Genomic DNA, 22,006 nt, shown 5'->3' on the forward strand with positions numbered 1-22,006 from the left:
GGCGTTTGGCGTGGAGGCGAGTGAGAGTGTTTCGGACGGTAGCGGCAAAAAAAAGCGAGGGTGGTTTCCAGGCCACCCTCGCTTTCATTCGCATGTGCGAGGTTTCAGACGCTGCCCATTACGATATCGGTATTGAGCAGATCGACTCCGACCAGGGTAATGGTCGTTATCTGTCCGCCCGTCTCGGCCACCGTCACGATGCTGTCGGCGCCGGCGTTGTTGATCGACTGCACAACGGCGCCCGGGTCACCAATGAGCACCACCGCATCGCGCTGGCCGGCTCCGGCATCGAAGCCTGTGACCTGGTACTGGTTCTCGGCCACCGACAGGTCGATGTTGAAGGCATCCCGCTCACCCGTGGTGCCCACCAGCCTGAAGTCGAAGAGCACGTCGGTCGTGTCGTTGGCGAACAGGTTGGCGTCGAACGCGCTGGTCGCCGTGTCGCCATCCTTGTCCGTCACCGTCGCGTTGAACGCCAGCTTGACGTCGCTGGCCAGGCTCTCGGTCTCATGGGTGAACTCGATCGTCGGGATCTTGATCTCGCCCCGGGCCATCGTCAGCTGGACCGCATCGATCAACGATGTAGCCGATTGCTCGACGGTGAAGGACACCTGTCCACCGGCCTCTGGCGTCAGGGTGTTGACCTCGATCAGGTTGGAGAAGGTGCCATCTTCATAGAAGACCCTGTAGTACAGGTCCTCGGTGGCCGTGTTGTAACCGCCCACGGAGTTGTCGATAAACACCTTCATGCTCGTCAGCAGGCTTTCCGGGTTGACCACGAAGCTTTCATCGGCCGCGCCGATCGCCGCCTGGTTGTCGCCCTGGAGCAGGTTGTTGGCGACGCCGATGCCAGCCGTGCTGACGTTCAAGGCCGCCGAGCCGATGTAGGACGGTAGCGGGTTGGTCTGCAACTGCGCTTCGGTAGGGTCGGACGCTCCAAGCCCGATGCCGGTCTGAATGCTGTTCGCGCCGCTTGCCGGAGCCAGCGGGTTGGCGCCGAAGAACACGATATGTTCGCTACCGATGGTCAGCGTACGCACCGGATCCGGGCCACCGGCATCCAGCGAGCCGTCGGCACTGCTGAGGACCACGGTCGAGCGGAAGCCTTCCTCCAGGTCCAGCGCATAGGTGCCGTTAGCGTAGGCGCTCAGGGTGTAGTGGACGGTGGTGTTGGCCGTTGCCGCGTTGTTGTCGAAGTCACCGGTCAAGGTGCCCGCGAACTGATACGCGCCATTGGCGTCCGGTGACGGCGACTGCTCGACCAGCGTACCGGTGCCGGTGGTGGTCGTATCGTCCGGCCGGACCAGGGTGAACTGGCCGTTCACCAGCGAGATGTCCAGCCCGGCCGCACCCAGCCCGTCGGCGCCGGCCGCCATGTCCCAATAGCCTTGTTGCGCATGGTCGGTACCGGTACCGATCAGGTTGCCGAAGGCCAGGGTCGGGGTGTCGTCATCGACGGTGATCACCAGCTTGTCGGCCGCGGCGGTCACCGTGTCGCCATCCTTGTCGGTGGCTTGCAGCAGGGTTCCCAGGTTGAGGGTGAGGTCGTTCTCGTCGTTGCCCGCCGCGTGGTCCAGGTGCTGGAGCAGGCTGAAGGTGTAGGCACCCGCTACCGTCAGGCTGAGGGTGAACACGTCAGTCGCGCCGGCCTTGGCGGTCAGGGTGCTGCCCAGGACGCTGTAGGTCAGTGCCACTCCACCGGAACTCAGGGCTGGCAAGCCGCTGGTGTTACTCGACAAGGAGTAGCTCAGCGGCACGTCGGCCCCTGACTGGAAGATGCCGCTGACGTTGCCGCTGACCGTGGTGACCTCGCCCGGTACGTCGCCGATACCCCCGGCGATGCCGTTGGCCAGGCCGTCCTCGTCGACGGTTCCGGCCTCGGCGCTGCCATTCGCCGTTGGCGTGTCGTCATCGACGGTAATCACCAGCTTCTCGGGCGCGGCGGTCACTGTGTCGCCATCTTTATCCGTGGCTTGCAACAGCGTGCCGAGGTTGAGGGTGATGTCGTTTTCATCGTTGCCCGCTGGGTGATCCAGCGGCTGGAGCAGGGTAAAGCTGTAGTCACCGGCGGCGCTGAGGCTGAAGGTGAATACATCGGTTGCGCCAGCCTTGGCGGTCAGGGTATCGCCGGCGACGCTATACACCAGCGCCACTCCACCTGAACTCAGGGCTGGCAGACCGCTGGTATCGCTCGACAAGGCGTAAGTCAGCGGTACGTCGGCACCCGACTGGAAGATACCGCTGATGCTGCCGCTGGTCGTGGTGGCTTCGCCAGGCACGTCACCGACCCCACCGGCAATGCCGTTGGCCAGGCCGTCCTCATCGACGGTGCCGGCCGCGGCGGAGCCATTCGCCGTTGGCGTGTCGTCATCGACGGTGATCACCAGTTTCTCGGCGGCGGCCGTTACCGTGTCGCCGTCCTTGTCGGTGGCTTGCAGCAAGGTGCCCAGGTTGAGGGTGATGTCGTTTTCGTCATTGCCCGCTGGATGATCCAGCGGTTGCAGCAGGGTGAAGCTGTAGGCACCCGCGGCGCTGAGGCTGAAGGTGAACACATCGACTGCGCCCGCCTTGGCGGTCAGGGTATCGCCCGCCACGCTGTACACCAGTGCCACTCCGCCAGACGTCAGGGCTGGCAGACCGCTGGTATCACTCGACAAGGCGTAAGTCAGCGGTACGTCGGCACCCGACTGGAAGATACCGCTGACGCTGCCATTGGCCACGGTGGCCTCACCGGCCACGTCGCCCACACCACCGGCAATACCATTGGCCAGGCCGTCCTCATCGACGGTTCCAGCTTCCGCGGTTCCGGCGGCGGTTGGCGTGTCGTCATCGACAGTGATCACCAGTTTCTCGGCCGCGGCGGTCACGGTGTCGCCATCCTTGTCGGTGGCCTGCAGCAGGGTTCCCAGGTTGAGGGTGATGTCGTTTTCATCGTTGCCGGCTGGATGATCCAGAGGCTGCAGCAGGGTAAAGCTGTAGTCACCTGCAGCATTGAGGCTGAAGGTGAACACATCGACTGCGCCAGCCTTGGCCGTCAGCGTGTCGCCGGCGACGCTGTACACCAGCGCCACTCCACCCGAACTCAGGGCTGGCAGGCCACTGGTATCGCTCGACAGGGCATAGCTCAATGGCACGTCGGCCCCGGACTGGAAGATACCCGTCACGCTGCCGCTGGCATTGGTGGCTTCGCCAGCCACGTCGCCCACACCACCGGCGATGCCATTGGCCAGGCCGTCTTCGTCGACGGTGCCGGCCGCGGCAGTTCCGCTTGCGGTGGGCGTGTCGTCATCGACGCTAATCACCAGCTTGTCGGCGGTGGCCGTCACGATGTCGCCGTCCTTGTCCGTGGCCTGCAGCAGGGTGCCCAGGTTGAGGGTGATGTCGTTTTCATCGTTGCCGGCTGGATGGTCCAGGGGCTGCAGCAGGGTAAAGCTGTAGTCACCTGCGGCGCTAAGGCTGAAGGTGAATACATCGACCGCGCCCGCCTTGGCCGTCAGGGTATCGCCAGCGACGCTGTAGACCAGTGCCACTCCGCCCGAACTCAGGGCTGGCAGACCGCTGGTATCACTCGACAAGGAGTAAGTCAGCGGTACGTCGGCACCGGACTGGAAGATACCCGTCACGCTGCCGCTGGCATTGGTGGCTTCACCGGCCACGTCACCGACACCGCCGGCAATACCATTGGCCAGGCCGTCTTCGTCGACGGTGCCGGCCTCCGCGGTTCCGGCGGCTGTAGGTGTGTCGTCATCGACGGTGATCACCAGTTTTTCCGCCGCGGCGGTCACGGTGTCGCCATCCTTGTCCGTGGCCTGCAGCAGGGTGCCGAGGTTGAGGGTGATGTCGTTTTCATCGTTACCGGCCGGATGATCCAGCGGTTGCAGCAGGGTAAAGCTGTAGTCACCCGCAGCATTGAGGCTGAAGGTGAATACATCGGTTGCGCCCGCCTTGGCCGTCAGGGTGTCGCCGGCAACGCTATAGACAAGGGCGACTCCGCCCGAACTCAGCGCTGGCAGGCCACTGGTGTCGCTCGACAAGGCGTAAGTCAGCGGTACGTCGGCCCCGGACTGGAAGATGCCCGTGACGCTGCCGTTGGCTGTCGTCGCCTCACCGGCCACGTCGCCGACGCCACCGGCGATGCCATTGGCCAGGCCATCCTCGTCGACGGTGCCAGCCCCAGCGGCGCCATTCGCCGTTGGCGTGTCGTCATCGACGGTAATCACCAGCTTCTCGGCGGCGGCCGTTACCGTGTCGCCGTCCTTGTCGGTGGCTTGCAGCAAGGTGCCCAGGTTGAGGGTGATGTCGTTTTCGTCATTGCCCGCTGGATGATCCAGCGGTTGCAGCAGGGTGAAGCTGTAGTCACCCGCAGCGCTGAGGCTGAAGGTGAATACCTCGGCCCCACCCACGCCCGCATTCGCGGTCAGGGTATCGCCCGCCACGCTGTACACCAGGGCCACTCCGCCGGACGTCAGGGCTGGCAGGCCACTGGTGTCGCTCGACAAGGCGTAAGTCAGCGGTATATCAGCGCCGGACCGGAAGATGCCCGTCACATTGCCGCTGGCCGTCGTTGCTTCGCCAGGCACGTCGCCGACCCCACCGGCGATGCCATTGGCCAGGCCGTCTTCATCGACAGTGCCCGCTTCGGCGGTGCCGGTGGCGGTTGGCGTGTCGTCATCGACGGTAATCACCAGTTTCTCGGCGGCAGCCGTCACCGTGTCGCCGTCCTTGTCGGTGGCTTGCAGCAAGGTGCCCAGGTTGAGGGTGATGTCGTTTTCATCGTTGCCCGCTGGGTGGTCCAGCGGTTGCAGCAGGGTAAAGCTGTAGGCGCCTGCGGCACTGAGGCTGAAGGTGAATACCTCGGCCCCACCCACGCCCGCATTGGCGGTCAGGGTGTCACCGGCGACGCTGTACACCAGCGCCACTCCGCCCGAGCTCAGGGCTGGCAGACCGCTGGTATCGCTCGCCAAGGCGTAAGTCAGCGGTACGTCGGCACCCGACTGGAAGATACCCGTGATGTCGCCGCTGGCGGTGGTGGCTTCGCCCGCCACGTCGCCGACACCACCGGCAATACCATTGGCCAGGCCGTCTTCATCGACGGTGCCAGCCGCAGCAGTTCCGGCGGCGGTTGGCGTGTCGTCATCGACGGTAATCACCAGTTTCTCGGCCGCAGCCGTTACCGTATCGCCGTCCTTGTCGGTCGCTTGCAACAGGGTGCCCAGGTTGAGGGTGATATCGTTTTCATCATTGCCCGCCGGGTGATCCAGCGGCTGCAGGAGGGTAAAGCTGTAGGCACCGGCGGCACTGAAGCTGAAGGTGAATACCTCGGCGCCACCCACGCCCGCATTGGCGGTGAGGGTGTCACCGGCGACGCTGTACACCAGTGCCACTCCGCCGGACGTCAGGGCTGGCAGACCGCTGGTATCACTCGACAAGGCGTAAGTCAGCGGCACGTCGGCACCGGACTGGAAGATGGCAGTCACATTGCCGCTGGCCGTGGTGGCTTCTCCAGGCACATCGCCGACACCACCGGCGATGCCATTGGCCAGGCCGTCCTCATCGACGATTCCGGCCTCGGCGGTTCCGGTGGCGGTTGGGGTGTCGTCATCGACGGTAATCACCAGTTTTTCGGCGGCAGCCGTTACCGTATCGCCGTCCTTGTCCGTGGCTTGCAGCATTGCACCCAGGTTGAGGCTGATGTCGTTTTCATCATTGCCTGCTGGGTGATCCAGCGGTTGCAGCAAGGTGAAGCTGTAGTCACCGGCGGCGCTGAGGCTGAAGGTGAATACATCGACCGCGCCGGCCTTGGCCGTCAGGGTGTCACCGGCGACGCTGTAGACCAGCGCCACTCCGCCCGAGCTCAATGCCGGCAGGCCACTGGTGTCACTCGACAGGGCGTAGGTCAGCGGCACGTCGGCTCCGGACTGGAAGATACCCGTGACGCTGCCGCTGGCCGTCGTCGCTTCACCCGCCACGTCACCGACACCACCGGCAATACCGTTGGCCAGGCCATCCTCGTCGACGGTGCCGGCTCCAGCGGTGCCATTCGCGGTGGGGGTGTCGTCATCGACGGTGATCACCAGTTTGTCGGCCGCGGCGGTTACCGTGTCGCCATCCTTGTCGGTGGCTTGCAACATCGCGCCCAGGTTGAGGGTGATGTCGTTTTCATCGTCGCCCGCCGGGTGATCCAGCGGCTGCAGCAGGGTAAAGCTGTAGGCGCCCGCCGCGCTGAGGCTGAAGGTGAACACATCGACCGCGCCGGCCTTGGCCGTCAGGGTGTCACCGGCGACGCTGTACACCAGGGCCACTCCGCCGGATGTCAGGGCTGGCAGGCCGCTGGTATCGCTGGACAAGGTGTAAGTCAGCGGTACGTCGGCACCCGACTGGAAGATACCGCTGACGCTGCCGCTGGTCGTGGTGGCTTCGCCAGGCACGTCACCGACACCACCGGCAATACCATTGGCCAGGCCGTCCTCATCGACGGTTCCAGCCTCGGCGGTGCCGGCGGCGGTTGGCGTATCGTCATCGACGGTGATCACCAGTTTCTCGGCCGCGGCCGTCACCGTATCACCGTCCTTATCCGTGGCCTTCAGCAAGGTGCCCAGGCTGAGGGTGATGTCGTTTTCATCGTTGCCGGCTGGATGGTCCAGCGGTTGCAGCAGGGTAAAGCTGTAGTCACCCGCAGCATTGAGGCTGAAGGTGAATACATCGGTTGCGCCGGCCTTGGCGGTGAGGGTGTCGCCGACCACGCTGTAGACCAGTGCGACGCCGCCGGAAGTCAGGGCCGGCAGGCCGCTGGTATCGCTCGACAGGGCGTAAGTCAGCGGTACGTCGGCCCCGGACTGGAAGATCCCGGTGACGGTGCCGCTGGCCGTGGTGACCTCGCCAGGCACGTCGCCGACACCGCCGGCAATGCCATTGGCCAGGCCATCCTCGTCGACGGTGCCGGCCGCGGCGACGCCGGTCGCGGTGGGCGTATCGTCATCGACGGTGATCACCAGCTTCTCGGCCGCAGCCGTCACCGAATCGCCATCCTTGTCGGTGGCCTTCAGCAAGGTACCGAGGTTGAGGGTGATGTCGTTTTCGTCGTTGCCGGCTGGGTGATCCAGCGGTTGCAGCAGGGTAAAGCTATAGGCACCCGCGGCGCTGAGGCTGAAGGTGAACACATCGACGGCACCCGCCTTGGCGGTCAGGGTGTCGCCGACCACGCTGTAGACCAATGCGACGCCGCCGGAAGTCAGGGCCGGCAGGCCGCTGGTGTCGCTCGACAAGGAGTAAGTCAGTGGCACATCGACGCCGGACTGGAAGATGGCGGTCACGCTGCCGCTGACGCTGGTGACCTCGCCAGGCACGTCGCCGACACCGCCTGGGATGCCATTGGCCAGGCCGTCCTCATCGACGGTGCCGGCCGCCGCGGTCCCGGCCGCGGTCGGTCCATCGTCCTCGAAGATCATCTTCGAGCCGATTTCGGTGGTGATCGTGGAGGGGTGGCGCAGCGAGAAACCACCGATATCGAAGTCGGCGTGGTTATCGCCCCTGGCGTTGACGGCGGCCCCGTTCTCGATCAGCACGCGGTTGTGATCCGCGCTGGTGGTGTATTCGATCTGGTAGCCGGCCTTGACGCCGGTGATGGTGGCCACGCCGCCGGTAAAGCTGATGGCAATGTTCGGATCGTTCACCGAGCCGTCGGAGTTCTCGATCACCAGCCCGGTGCTTTTATCGAAGATGCGCACATTGGTGATGGCCACCGACGTATCGTTCGTATAGCCGTTGACGAAGTTCACGCCGCTTTCAACCGCAGTGCTGTAGGCACTGATCTTGACCATCGCGGTCTTGCCGCTTTGCAGTTGCACGACATCGAAACTGGCTGTCGTCGCATTAAACATCGCGGTGTAGTCGATGTTGGCTTCGACGTCGGCTTCGTTCTGGCTCAGGTTGGGAACCGTCACATCCAGCCGGGCGCCGGTGACGAAGGTCAGGCGGATGCCTTCCTGTTCCACGATCATCTGGTTGTTGGTCCCGAGGCTGGTCGGGCCGCCGCCCTGGCTGGTATTGACGGTATCACCGGTGTTGATATTAGCGCCCGATGACTGGTCCGCAGGGTCTTTACCGGTGGCGATGATCGTCGGATCGCTGACCCGCAACACACCGCCGTCGTTGACCACCGTCGGGTTCGACCCCGTGAACATCAGGAACAGGTTCTGCCCGGAGGGGGCGTTGGTCAGGTCGAATCCGTCCTTGAGGGTGCTGACGAACACCTTGTCCAGCAGGCTGAGGGCATCGTCCGGGTTACTCGCGTCCGGGTGCTTGAGCGGTTGATATTCCACGGTCCAGATCTTGCCGCCGCTGACCGGCGATCCGGTTTCCTCGATATAGGCGGCGAACACGATCGCCCCGTCAGGGCCTCCGGCCCGGCCCAGCAGGATGTTGTTGTTGGTATCGGTATACAGCAGGATGCTGGTGCCATCGAGGGTATCCAGCCCGCTGTCCAGGCCGTTGAGCGCCGCGCCCAGGCTGTCGGTGAACTTGATATCGAGGATGTTGGTACCGGGCGTCAGGTTGAGGGTGAAGGCATTGCTGCCGGTATTGCCCACGGCACCGGTATAGCCACTCAAGGCGGCGTCCATGGCGGTACCGACGCCAAGGGCGCTCAGGCGGGTGGCGAAGGTCGAGGGCAGGGCGGACAACAGGATGTCATTGTCGTTAGCGTCTCCCGCGGGGCTTGGCGTGGCGGTGGCGTTCTGCAACCCGGTGGTTTCGTCCAGGGTCACGCTTGCACCGATCACCACGGGCGCAGTGCCGTTCGCCTGGGCAGTGCTGACGCTCAGCGTGTCGTCACTGGGGAAGACGGGGTAGAGAGTGGTACTGGTGTCAGCGGTCAGGTCGTTCGTGGGTGATGTGGTTGTTTTAGAAGTGATCATGACGTTCTCCTGTGCAATACCAGTCGTTGAGGCCGCAGCTGGGCCCTCTGTTGGCAGATGCAACAACTATGGAGATGCCACGCAGGTTGCGCATTGGCCGATACTCCCAGGCCGGATGGGAGTTTCAGCCTATTCAGGAAGGGACGCGGGATAAGGCGCAGCCGCGCTTGCAAACAGGACCCCGAGGGGGGCTTCAGGGGTAGCCCGCGATGGTGGCCACAGGCCGTCGTCGAGCGGCTCGACGGGCTGCTCGAGCGCTCGCCGCGGTTCTCATATGGGCGCGCAAAAAAAAGCGAGGGTGGTTTCCAGGCCACCCTCGCTTTCATTCGCCTGCGCGAGGTTTCAGACGCTGCCCATCACAATGTCGGTATTGAGCAGATCGACCCCGACCAGGGTAATGGTCGTAATCTGTCCGCCCGTTTCGGCCACCGTCACGATGCTGTCGCTGCCGGCATTGTCGACCGACTGCACAACGGCCCCCGCGTCACCAATGAGCACCACCGCATCGCGCTGGCCGGCGCCCGCATCGAAGCCTGTGACCTGGTACTGGTTCTCGGTGGCCGACAGGTCGATGTTGAAGGCATCCCGCTCACCCGTGGTGCCCACCAGCCTGAAGTCGAAAAGCGCGTTGGCCGGGTCGTTGGCGAACAGGTTGGCGTCGAACGCGCTGGTCGCCGTGTCGCCATCCTTGTCCGTCACTGTCGCGTTGAACGCCAGCTGGATATCGCTGGCCAGGCTCTGGACCTCATGAATGAACTCGATGGTCGGAACCTTGATCGTGCCTTTGCCCATGGTGAGCTGGACGGCGTCGATCAGGTGGGTGCCGTCCCACTCTACGGTGAAGGAGGTCTGGCCTCCCGCTTCCGCCTGCAGGTCGGCGGCCTGGACCTTGATGGGCGCGCCCGAGGTCGTGCCGTTGTCATAGTAGATCGTGTAGTACAGCTCTTCCGTGGCCGGGTTGTAGCCTTGCACCGAGTTGTCGATATAGACCTTCATGGCCGTCAGCAGCGTCTCGGGGTTGACCACGAAACTCTCGTCACCGGCATTGATGCCCGCCGTATTGTTGCCCTCCAGGTTGTTGTTGGCGATGCCGATACCCGAGGTGCTGACGTTCATGGCCGCCGAGCCGATGAACGACGGCAGCGGGTTGGTCTGCAACTGGGCTTCGGTAGGGTCGGGCGCCCCGAGCCCGATACCGGTGAGGATGCTGTTCGCGCCGGTTTGCGGCGCCAGCGGGTTGGCGCCGAAGAACACCACATGCTCGCTGCCGATGGTCAGGGTGCGTACCGGGTCCGGGCCACCGGCATCCAGCGAGCCATCGGCACTGCTGAGGACCACGGTCGAGCGGAAGCCTTCTTCCAGGTTCAGGGCATAGGTGCCATTGGCATAGGCGCTCAGGGTGTAGTGGATGGTGGTATTCGCCGTGGCCGCATTGTTGTCGAAGTCACCGGTCAAGGTGCCCGCGAACTGGTAGGCGCCATTGGCGTCCGGTGACGGCGACTGTTCGACCAGCGTACCGGTGCCGGTGGTGGTCGTGTCGTCCGGCCGGACCAGGGTGAACTGGTCGTTCACCAGCGAAATGTCCAGGCCGTTGGCATTCAGCCCGTCGGCGCCGGACCCCATGTCCCAGTAGCCTTGTTGCGCCAGCTGGGTACCGGTGCCGATCAGGTTGCCGAAGGCCAGGGTCGGGGTGTCGTCATCGACGGTGATCACCAGCTTGTCGGCCGCGGCGGTCACCGTGTCGCCATCCTTGTCGGTGGCTTGCAGCAGGCTGCCGAGGTTGAGGGTGATGTCGTTCTCGTCGTTGCCCGCCGCGTGATCCAGGGGCTGGAGCAGGGTGAAGGCATAGGCCCCCACGGCATTGAGGCTGAAGGTGAACACATTGACCGCGCCAGCCTTGGCCGTCAGGGTGTCGCCCAGGACGCTGTAGGTCAGCGCCACCCCGCCCGAGCTCAGGGCCGGCAGGCCGCTGGTATCGCTCGACAGGGCATAGCTCAGCGGCACATCGGCACCTGACTGGAAGATCCCGGTCACGCTGCCATTGGCGGTGGTGGACTCGCCCGCCACATCCCCGACACCACCGGCAATGCCATTGGCCAGGCCGTCCTCGTCGACGGTGCCGGCCTCGGCGGTGCCATTGGCGGTGGGCGTGTCGTCATCGACGGTAATCACCAGCTTCTCGGGCGCGGCGGTCACTGTGTCGCCATCTTTATCCGTGGCTTGCAACAGCGTGCCGAGGTTGAGGGTGATGTCGTTTTCATCATTGCCGGCCGGATGATCCAGCGGTTGCAGCAGGCTGAAGCTATAGGCACCCGCGGCGCTGAGGCTGAAGGTGAATACATCGACGGCGCCGGCCTTGGCGGTGAGGGTGTCGCCGGCGACGCTATAGACCAGCGCCACCCCGCCCGAACTGAGGGCCGGCAGGCCGCTGGTATCGCTCGACAAGGCGTAAGTCAGCGGTACATCGGCACCGGACTGGAAGATTCCCGTGACGCTGCCGCTGGCGGTGGTGATCTCGCCAGGCACATCACCGACACCGCCGGCAATACCATTGGCCAATCCGTCTTCATCGACGGTTCCGGCCTCGGCGGTTCCGGTTGCTGTTGGCGTATCGTCATCGACGGTGATCACCAGTTTCTCGGGCGCGGCCGTTACCGTGTCGCCATCCCTGTCCGTGGCTTGCAGCAAGGTGCCGAGGTTGATCGTGATGTCGTTCTCGTCGTTGCCCGCTGGATGATCCAGCGGCTGCAGCAGGGTGAAGCTGTAGGCACCTGCGGCGCTGAGGCTGAAGGTGAACACATCGACGGCGCCGGCCTTGGCGGTCAGGGTGTCACCGGCAACGCTGTAGACCAGCGCGACCCCGCCCGAACTCAGGGCTGGCAAGCCACTGGTATCGCTCGACAAGGCATAGCTCAGCGGTACGTCGGCCCCGGACTGGAAGACCCCCGTGACGCTGCCGCTGGCCGTGGTGGATTCACCCGCCACATCACCGACACCCCCGGCGATGCCGTTGGCCAGGCCGTCTTCATCGACGGTGCCGGTCGCGGCGGTCCCGGTGGCGGTTGGCGTGTCGTCATCGACGGTGATCACCAGTTTCTCGGCCGCGGCGGTCACGGTGTCGCCATCCTTGTCGGTGGCCTGCAGCAGGCTACCCAGGTTGAGGGTGATGTCGTTTTCATCGTTGCCGGCTGGATGATCCAGCGGTTGCAGCAGGGTGAAGCTGTAGGCACCCGCCGCGCTGAGGCTGAAGGTGAACACATCGACGGTGCCGGCCTTGGCGGTGAGGGTATCGCCGACCACGCTGTACACCAGCGCCACGCCACCGGAGGTCAGCGCCGGCAGGCCGCTGGTGTCGGTGGACAAGGCATAGCTCAGCGGCACATCGACGCCGGACTGGAAGATGCCCGTCACGCTGCCGCTGGCATTGGTGGATTCGCCAGGTACATCACCGACGCCGCCGGCGATGCCATTGGCCAGGCCGTCTTCGTCGACAGTGCCGGCCTCAGCGGTTCCGGCTGCGGCCGGCCCATCGTCCTCGAAGATCATTTTCGAGCCGATTTCGGCGGTCGCGGTGGAGGCTTGGCGCAGGGTGAAGCCACCGATGTCGAAGTCAGCGTGGTCATTGCCCTTGGCGTCGAGGGCGGCGCCGTTCTCGACCAGTACGCGGTTGTGGTCCGCGCTGGTGGTGTATTCGATCTGGTAGCCGGCCTTGACGCCGGTAACGGTGGCCACGCCGCCATCGAAGCTGATGGCAATGCTCGGATCATTCACCGAGCCGTCGGAGTTTTCGATCACCAGACCGGTGCTGTTGTTGATCACGCGAACATTGGTAATGGCCACCGACGTATCGTTCGCATAGCCGTTGACGAAGTCCGCGCCGGTTTCAACCGCGGTGCTGAAGGCACTGATCTTCACCACGGCACTCTTGCCGCTTTGCAACTGCACGACATCGAAACTGGCCGTCGTCGCATTAAACACCGCGGTGTAGTCGATATTGGCTTCTACGTCCGCTTCGTTCTGATCCAGGTTGGGCACGGTCACGTCCTGCCGGGCGCCGGTGACAAAGGTAAATCGAATGCCTTCCTGTTCCACGATCATCTGGTTGTTGGTGCCGAAGGTGGTCGGGCCACCGGCCTGGCTGGTGTTGATGGTGTCACCGGTATTGATATTGACCCCCGTCGATTCGTCGGCGGGGTCCTTGCCGGTGGCGATGATTGTCGGGTCGCTGATCCGCAGGACACCGCCATCGTCGACCACCGTCGGGTTGGCCTTGGTGAACATCAGGAACAGGTTCTGCCCGGAGGGGGCATTGGCCAGGCTGAACTTCAGGTCCTGGCTGGCGCCGATAAACACCTTGTCCAGCAGGTTGAGGGCATCGTCCGGGTTACTGGCATCCGGGTGCTTGAGCGGTTGATATTCCACGGTCCAGATCTTGCCGCCCGACAGCGGCGACCCGGTTTCCTCGATATAGGCGGCGAACACGATCGCCCCGTCAGGGCCACCGGCCCGGCCCAGCAGGATGTTGTTGTCGGTATCGGTATACAGAAGGATGTCGATGCCATCGAGGGTATCCAGGCCGCTATCCAGGCCATCGAGCGGAGCGCCCAGGCTATCGGTGAAGCTGATGTCGACGTTGATCGCATCGGGCGCCAGGTTGAGGGTGAAGGCATTGCTGCCGGTGTCGCCCACGGCGCCGGTATAGCCGCTCAAGGCGGCGTCCGTCGCGGTACCCGTGCCGAGGGCGGTCAGCCGGGTGGCGAAGGCCGAGGGCAGGGCGGCCAGCAGGATGTCATTGTCGTCGGCGTCTCCCGCAGGGGCTGGCGTGGCGGTGGCGTTCTGCAGCCCGGTGGTTTCGTCCAGCGCAACGTTGACGCCGGTCGCTACCACGAGCGGGTCGCTCGTGAGGGATAGGTTTTCTTGCAGGGTGGTCATGACATTCTCCTAGGCAGTTCCAGTCGCTGGGGCCGCACCCGGGCCCTCTGCTGGCAGATGTCACAACTATGGGGACGCACAGGAGGTTGCGCATTGGCCGATACTCCCAGGCTGCCTGGGAGTTTCAGCCTATCTGGGAGGGAAGCGGGGGAGGCGAAGGCGCCGGTCCATGACGAGCTCTTCAAACCTTGGGCCGCTTGAGCGTGCGGCGCGGCAGAAAAAAGCGAGGGCGGTTTCCAGGCCACCCTCGCACGGGTTTGATGAGCCAGGTTTCAGACGCTGGCCATCACAATATCGGTATTGAGCAGGTCGACCCCAAGCAGGGTGATGGTCGTCAGTTGTCCGCCGGTCTCGGCAATTGTCACGATGCTGTCGGCGCCGGCATTGTCGATCGACTGCACAGTGGCGCCCGCGTCACCAATGAGCACCACCGCATCGCGTTGGCCTGCGCCCGCATCGAAGCCTGTGACCTGGTACTGGTTTTCGGCCACCGACAGATCGATGTTGAAGGCATCCCGTTCACCGGCGGTGCCCACCAGCCTGAAATCGAAGGCCTGGTCGCTCGGGTCGTTGGCGAACAGGTTGGCGTCGAACGCGCTGGTGGCCGTATCGCCATCCTTGTCCGTCGTCGTGGCGTTGAACGACAGCTGGATATCGTTGGCCAGGCTCTGGGTCTCCTTGATGAACTGGATCACCGGGATCTTGACCGTGCCCAGTCCCATCGTCAGCTGGACGGCATCGATCAGATGGCTGCCGTCCCACTGGACGGTGAAGGATTTCTGGCCACCCGTCTCTGCGTGCAGGTCGGCGGCTTGCACCTTGATGGGCGCGCCCGAGGTCGTGCCGTTGTCGTAGTAGATCGTGTAGTACAGCTCTTCGGTGGCCGGGTTGTAGCCCTGCACCGAGTTGTCGATAAAGATCTTCATGCTGGTCAACAAGGTCTCGGGGTTGACCACGAAACTCTCGTCGCCGGCATTGATGCCGGCGGTGGTGTTGCCCTCCAGGTTGTTGTTGGCGATGCCGATGCCGGAGGTGCTGACGTTCATGGCCGCCGAGCCGATGAATGACGGCAGGGGGTTGGTCTGCAACTGCGCTTCGGTAGGGTCGGGCGCGCCGAGCCCGATGCCGGTGAGGATGCTGTTATCACCGGTCTGCGGTGCCAGCGGATTGGCGGCGAAGAACACCACATCCTCGCTGCCTATCATTAGCGTGCGCACCGGGTCCGGACCGCCGGCAGCCAGCGAGCCGTCGGCACTGCTGAGGACCACGGTCGAACGGAAGCCTTCCTCCAGGTCCAGGGCATAGGTGCCGTTGGCGTAGGCGCTCAGGGTGTAGTGGACGGTGGTATCGGCGGTTGCCGCGTTGTTGTCGAAGTCACCGGTCAGGGTGCCGGCGAACTGGTAGGCGCCATTGCCATCCGGCGAAGGTGACTGCTCGACCAGCGTACCGGTTCCGGTGGTGGTGGTGTTATCCGGCCGGACCAGGGTGAACTGGTCGTTCACCAGCGAGATGTCCAGGCCGTTGGCATCCAGCCCGTCGGCGCCAGCCCCCATGTTCCAGTAGCCTTGTTGCGCCAATTGGGTCCCGGTGCCGATCAGGTTGCCGAAGGCGAGGGTCGGTCCATCGTCCTCGAAGATCATCTGCGAGCCGATTTCGGCGGTCGTGGTGGAGGCCTGGCGCAAGGTGAAGCCACCGATATCGAAGTCGGCGTGGGTATTGCCCTTGGCGTCGAGCGCCGCGCCGTTCTCGATCAGGACGCGGTTGTGGTCCGCGGCCGTGGTGTATTCGATCTGGTAGCCGGCCTTGATGCCGGTGATGGTGGCCACGCCGCCATCGAAGCTGATGAGGATGCTCGTGTCATTCACCGAGCCGTCCGAGTTTTCGATCACTTGTCCCGTGGCGATGTTGATCACGCGAACATTGGTAATGGCCACCGACGTATCGTTCGCATAGCCATTGACGAAACTCGCGCCACTTTCAACCGCGGTGTTGAAGGCACTGATCTTGACCACCGCACTCTTGCCACTTTGCAGCTGCACGATATCGAAATTGGCCGCCTTGGCATTAAACATCGCGGTGAAGTCGATGTTGGCTTCGACATCGGCTTCGTTCTGATCCAGGTTGGGAATGGTCACGTCCTGCCGGGCGCCGGTGACGAAGGTAAAACGGATGCCTTCCTGTTCCGTGATCATCTGGCTGTTGGTGCCGAAGGTGGTCGGGCCACCGGCCTGGCTGGTGTTTATGGTGTCGCCGGTGCTGATGTTGACGCCCGATGACTGGTCGGCGGGGTCCTTGCCGGTGGCGATGATCGTCGGGTCGCTGATCCGCAATACGCCGCCGTCGTTGACCACCGTCGGGCTGGCCTTGGTGAACATCAGGAACAGGTTCTGCCCGGACGGCGCATTGGCCAGGTTGAACGTCAGGTCCTGGCTGGCGCCGATAAACACCTTGTTCAGCAGGTTGAGGGCATCGTCCGGGTTGTTGCCGTCCGGATGCTTGAGCGGCTGGTATTCCACGGTCCAGATCTTGCCGCCCGACAGCGGTGACCCGGTTTCCTCGATATAGGCGGCGAACACGATCGCCCCGTCAGGGCCTCCGGCCCGGCCCAGCAGGATGTTGTTGTTGGTATCGGTATACAGCAGGATGTCGATGCCATCGAGGGTATCCAGGCCGCTGTCCAGGCCATTGAGCGCCGCGCCCAGGCTGTCGGTGAAGCTGATATCGACATTGATCGCGCCGGGCGCGAGGTTGAGGGTGAAGGCATTGCTGCCGGTGTCGCCCACGGCACCGGTGTAGCCACTCAGGGCGGCGTCCGTCGCGGTACCCGCCCCAAGGGCGGTCAGCCGGGTGGCGAAGGTCGAGGGCAGGGCGGTCAGTAGGATGTCATTGTCGTCGGCGTCCCCCGTTGGGCTGGCCGTGGCCGTGGCGTTCTGCAACCCGCTGGTTTCATCCAGGGCAACGTTGGTTCCGGTCGCTACCACGAGCGGAGCGCCATCCGCCAGGGCGGTGAGGGTCAGTGTGTCGTTGCTGGGGAAGACGGGGTACAGATCGGGAGAGGTATCGGCGGTCAGGTCGGTGGCGGGGGATTGGGGTGTGGTCATGACAGGCTCCTCGGCAGTTCCAGTCGTTGAGGCCGCACTTGGGCCCCTCTGCTGGCAGATGTCACAACTATGGGGATGCGCAGGAGGTTGCGCATTGGCCGATACTCCCAGGCGGTCTGGGAGTTTCAGCCTATCTGGGAGGGAAACGGGGGAGGCGAAGGCGCCGGTCCATGAGGTGCTCTTCAAACCTTGGGCCGCTTGAGCGTTCGGCGCGGCAAAAAAAACGAGGGTGGTTTCCAGGCCACCCTCGCAGGGGTTTGACGCGCCAGGTTTCAGACGCTGGCTATCACAATGTCGGTATTGAGCAGGTCGACCCCGAGCAGGGTGATGGTCGTCAGCTGTCCGCCGGTCTCGGCAATCGTCACGATGCTGTCGTTGCTGGCATTGTTGATCGACTGCACAGTGGCGCCCGCGTCACCAATGAGCACCACCGCATCCCGTTGGCCTGCGCCTGCATCGAAGCCAGTGACCTGGTACAGGTTCTCGGCCACCGACAGATCGATGTTGAAGGCATCCCGCTCACCCGTGGTACCCACCAGCCTGAAGTCGAAGCTCTGGTCGCTCGGGTCGTTGGCGAACAGGTTGGCGTCGAACGCGCTGGTGGCCGTATCCCCATCCTTGTCCGTCGTCGTGGCGTTGAACGACAGCTGGATGTCGCTGGCCAGGTTCTGGGTCTCCTGAATGAACTGGATCACCGGGATCTTGATCGTACCCTTGCCCATGGTGAGCTGGACCGCGTCGATCAGATGGGAATCGTCCCACTCCACGAGGAAGGATTTCTGTCCTCCCGCTTCCGCGTGCAGGTCGGTGGCCAGCACCTTGATGGGGGTGCCCGAGGTCGTGCCGTTGTCGTAGTAGATCGTGTAGTACAGCTCTTCGGTGGCCGGGTCGTAGCCCTGCACCGAGTTGTCGATAAAGACCTTCATGGCCGTCAGCAGCGTCTCGGGGTTGATGACGAAACTCTCGTCACCGGCGTTGATGCCCGCCGTGGTGTTGCCCTCCAGGTTGTTGTTGGCGATACCGATGCCGGAGGTGCTGACGTTCATGGCCGCCGAGCCGATGTAGGACGGCAGGGGATTGGTCTGCAACTGCGCTTCGGTAGGGTCGGGCGTGCCAAGCCCGATGCCGGTGAGGATGCTGTTCGGACCGGTCTGCGGCGCCAGCGGGTTGGCACCGAAGAACACCACATGCTCGGTGCCGATGGTCAGCGTGCGCACCGGGTCCGGACCGCCGGCATCCAGCGAGCCGTCGGCACTGCTGAGGATCACGGTCGAGCGAAAGCCTTCCTGCAGGTCCAGGGCATAGGTGCCGTTGGCGTTGGCGGTCAGGGTGTAGTGGACGGTGGTGTTGGCCGTGGCCGCATTGTTGTCGAAGTCACCGGTCAGGGTGCCGGCGAACTGATAGGCGCCATTGCCATCCGGCGAAGGCGACTGCTCGACCAGCGTACCGGTGCCGGTGGTGGTCGTATCGTCCGGCCGGACCAGGGTGAACTGGCCGTTCACCAGCGAGATGTCCAGGCCGGCCGCCCCTAGTCCGTCGGCACCGGATCCGATGCTCCAGTAACCTTGTTGCGCATGGTCGGTACCGGTGCCGATCAGGTTGCCGAAGGCCAGGGTCGGGGTGTCGTCATCGACGGTGATCACCAGCTTGTCGGCCGCGGCGGTCACTGTGTCGCCATCCTTGTCGGTGGCCTGCAATAGTGTGCCGAGGTTGAGGGTGAGGTCGTTCTCGTCATTGCCGGCCGCGTGATCCAGAGGCTTGAGCAGGGTGAAGGTGTAGGCACCCGCTACGGTCAGGCTGAGGGTGAACACATCCGTCACGCCGGCCTTGGCGGTCAGGGTATTGCCCAGGACGCTGTAGGTCAGTGCCACCCCGCCGGAGCTCAGGGCTGGCAAGCCGCTGGTGTTGCTCGACAGGGAATAGCTCAGCGGTACGTCGGCTCCGGACTGGAAGATCCCGCTCACGCTGCCGCTGGCGACAGTCGCCTGACCCGCCACATCGCCGACACCACCGGCAATACCGTTGGCCAGGCCGTCCTCGTCGACGGTGCCGGCCGCGGCGGTCCCGGTCGCTGTTGGCGTGTCGTCATCGACGGTGATCACCAGTTTCTCGGCGGCGGCCGTCACCGTGTCGCCATCTTTATCCGTGGCTTGCAACAGCGTGCCGAGGTTGAGGGTGATGTCGTTTTCGTTATTGCCTGCGGGGTGATCCAGCGGCTTGAGCAGGTTGAAGCTGTAGGCACCCGCTGTGCTGAGGCTGAAAGTGAATACATCGACGGCGCCGGCCTTGGCGGTCAGGGTGTCGCCAGCGACGCTATAGACCAATGCCACTGCGCCGGAGGTCAGGGCCGGCAGGCCGCTGGTATTACTCGACAGGGAATAGGTCAGTGGCACGTCGGCCCCGGACTGGAAGATCCCGGTGACGCTGCCGCTGGCCGTCGTTGCTTCGCCCGCCACATCACCGACCCCGCCAGCGATACCACTGGCCAGGCCGTCTTCATCGACGGTGCCGGTCACGGCGGTTCCGGTTGCGGTGGGCGTATCGTCATCGACGATGATCACCAGCTTCTCGGCCGCGGCCGTTACCGTGTCGCCGTCCTTGTCGGTGGCCCGCAACAACGAGCCCAGGTTGATCGTGATGTCGTTCTCGTTATTGCCGGCCGCGTGATCCAGAGGCTTGAGCAGGGTGAAGCTGTAGGCACCGGCGGCGCTGAGGCTGAAGGTGAATACATCGGTTGCGCCAGCCTTGGCGGTCAGGGTGTCGCCGGCGACGCTATAGACCAGCGCCACCCCACCCGAACTCAGGGCCGGCAGGCCGCTGGTATCGCTCAACAGGGTATAACTCAGCGGCACGTCGGCCCCGGACTGGAAGATACCGGTGACGCTGCCGCTGGCATTGGTGGCTTGACCCGCCACATCCCCGACACCACCGGCGATGCCATTGGCCAGGCCGTCCTCGTCGACGGTGCCGGTCACGGCGGTCCCGGTCGCGGTGGGGGTATCGTCATCGACGGTGATCACCAGTTTCTCGGCCGCCGCGGTGACCGTATCGCCGTCCTTGTCGGTGGCCCGCAACAACGAGCCCAGGTTGATCGTGATGTCGTTCTCGTCGTTGCCGGCGGCGTGATCCAGGTGCTGCAGCAGGGTAAAGCTGTAGGCACCCGCCGTGCTGAGGCTGAAGGTGAACACATCGACGGCGCCGGCCTTGGCCGTCAGGGTATTGCCGACCACGCTGTAGACCAGCGCCACCCCGCCCGAGCTCAATGCCGGCAGGCCGCTGGTATCGCTCGCCAAGGCATAGCTCAGCGGCACATCGACACCGGGCTGGAAGATACCGCTGACGCTGCCGCTGGCCACGGTGGCCTCGCCGGCCACGTCACCGACACCGCCGGCCACCCCGCTGGCCAGGCCGTCCTCGTCGACGGTGCCCGCCACGGCGGTTCCGGCCGCTGCCGGTCCATCGTCCTCGAAGATCATATGCGAGCCGATTTCGGCGGTCGTGGTGGAGGCCTGGCGCAGGGTGAGACCACCGATATCGAAGTCGGCGTGGGTATTGCCCCTGGCGTCCAGCGCCGCGCCGTTCTCGATCAGTACACGGTTGTGGTCCGCGGCCGTGGTGTATTCGATCTGGTAGTCGGCCTTGATGCCGGTGACGGTGGCCACGCCGCCATCAAAGCTGATGAGGATGCTCGTGTCATTCACCGAGCCGTCCGAATTTTCGATCACCAGCCCGGTGGCGTTGTTGATCACGCGAACATTGGTGATGGCCACCGACGTATCGTTCGCATAGCCGTTGACGAAACTCGCGCCACTTTCGACCGCGGTGTTGAAGGCACTGATCTTGACCACCGCACTCTTGCCGCTTTGCAGCTGCACCACATCGAAATTGGCCGCCTTGGCATTAAACATCGCGGTGAAGTCGATGTTGGCTTCGAGATCGGCTTCGTTCTGATCCAGGTTGGGAATGGTCATGTCCTGCCGGGCACCGGTGACGAAGGTAAAACGAATGCCTTCCTGTTCCGTGATCATCTGGCTGTTGGTGCCGAAGGTGGTCGGGCCACCGGCCTGGCTGGTGTTGATGGTGTCGCCGGTGCTGATGTTGACGCCCGATGACTGGTCGGCGGGGTCCTTGCCGGTGGCGATGATCGTCGGGTCGCTGATCCGCAGGACACCGCCGTCGTTGACCACCGTCGGGCTGGCCTTGGTGAACATCAGGAACAGGTTCTGCCCGGACGGCGCATTGGCCAGGTTGAACGTCAGGTCCTGGCTGGCGCCGATAAATACCTTGTTCAGCAGATTGAGGGCATCGTCCGGGTTGTTGGCGTCCGTGTGCTTGAGCGGTTGGTATTCCACGGTCCAGATCTTGCCGCCCGACAGCGGCGACCCGGTTTCCTCGATATAGGCGGCGAACACAATCGCGCCGGCAGGGCCTCCGGCCCGGCCCAGCAGGATGTTGTTGTTGGTATCGGTATACAGCAGGATGTCGATGCCATCGAGGGTATCCAGCCCGCTGTCCAGGCCATTGAGCGCCGCGCCCAGGCTGTCGGTGAAGCTGATATCGACATTGATCGCGCCGGGCGCGAGGTTGAGGGTGAAGGCATTGCTGCCGGTGTCGCCCGCGGCACCGGTGTAGCCACTCAAGGCCGCGTCCGTTGCGGTACCGGCCCCGAGGGCGCTCAAGCGGGTGGCGAAGGTCGAGGGCAGGGCGGTCAGCAGGATGTCATTGTCGTCAGCGTCCCCCGTTGGGCTGGCCGTGGCCGTCGCGTTCTGCAATCCGCTGGTTTCGTCCAGGGCAACGTTGGTGCCGGTCGCTCCCACGAGTGGAGCACCATCCGCCAGGGCGGTGAGGGTCAGTGTGTCGTTGCTGGGGAAGACGGGGTACAGATCGGGAGAGGTATCGGCGGTCAGGTCGGTGGTGGGGGATTGGGGTGTGGTCATGACATGCTCCTAGGCAGTTCCAGTCATTGGGGCCGCACTTGGGCCCCTCTGCTGGCAGATGTCACAACTATGGGGATGCGCAGGAGGTTGCGCATTGGCCGATACTCCCAGGCGGTCTGGG

4 protein-coding genes are annotated in these 22,006 nt (G+C 64.1%); all 4 read right to left on the reverse strand.

Annotated features, from left to right (window positions below; all coding sequences use genetic code 11):
- Nucleotides 1–104: 104 nt before the first annotated feature.
- Nucleotides 105–8,915 carry a DUF5801 repeats-in-toxin domain-containing protein gene (locus J4E58_RS22850; RefSeq protein ID WP_087092155.1) on the reverse strand — a complete coding sequence of 2,937 codons (8,811 nt, stop codon included), beginning with the start codon at nucleotides 8,913–8,915 and terminating at the stop codon, nucleotides 105–107.
- 342 nt (nucleotides 8,916–9,257) lie between these two features.
- On the reverse strand, nucleotides 9,258–13,847 hold the full coding sequence (locus J4E58_RS22855; protein WP_087092154.1) for a DUF5801 repeats-in-toxin domain-containing protein: 4,590 nt from the start codon (nucleotides 13,845–13,847) through the stop codon (nucleotides 9,258–9,260).
- Nucleotides 13,848–14,119: 272 nt separating this feature from the next.
- Nucleotides 14,120–16,948: a DUF5801 repeats-in-toxin domain-containing protein gene (locus J4E58_RS22860; RefSeq protein ID WP_207255330.1), complete on the reverse strand. Its 2,829-nt coding sequence runs from the start codon at nucleotides 16,946–16,948 to the stop codon at nucleotides 14,120–14,122.
- 272 nt (nucleotides 16,949–17,220) lie between these two features.
- The gene (locus tag J4E58_RS22865) at nucleotides 17,221–21,885 is read right to left on the reverse strand and encodes a DUF5801 repeats-in-toxin domain-containing protein (RefSeq protein ID WP_087092152.1); all 4,665 of its coding nucleotides are present in this window, start codon (nucleotides 21,883–21,885) and stop codon (nucleotides 17,221–17,223) included.
- Nucleotides 21,886–22,006 lie beyond the last annotated feature (121 nt).

The organism is Pseudomonas sp. FW305-25 (assembly GCF_017351415.1).
Taxonomy (GTDB): domain Bacteria; phylum Pseudomonadota; class Gammaproteobacteria; order Pseudomonadales; family Pseudomonadaceae; genus Aquipseudomonas; species Aquipseudomonas chlororaphis.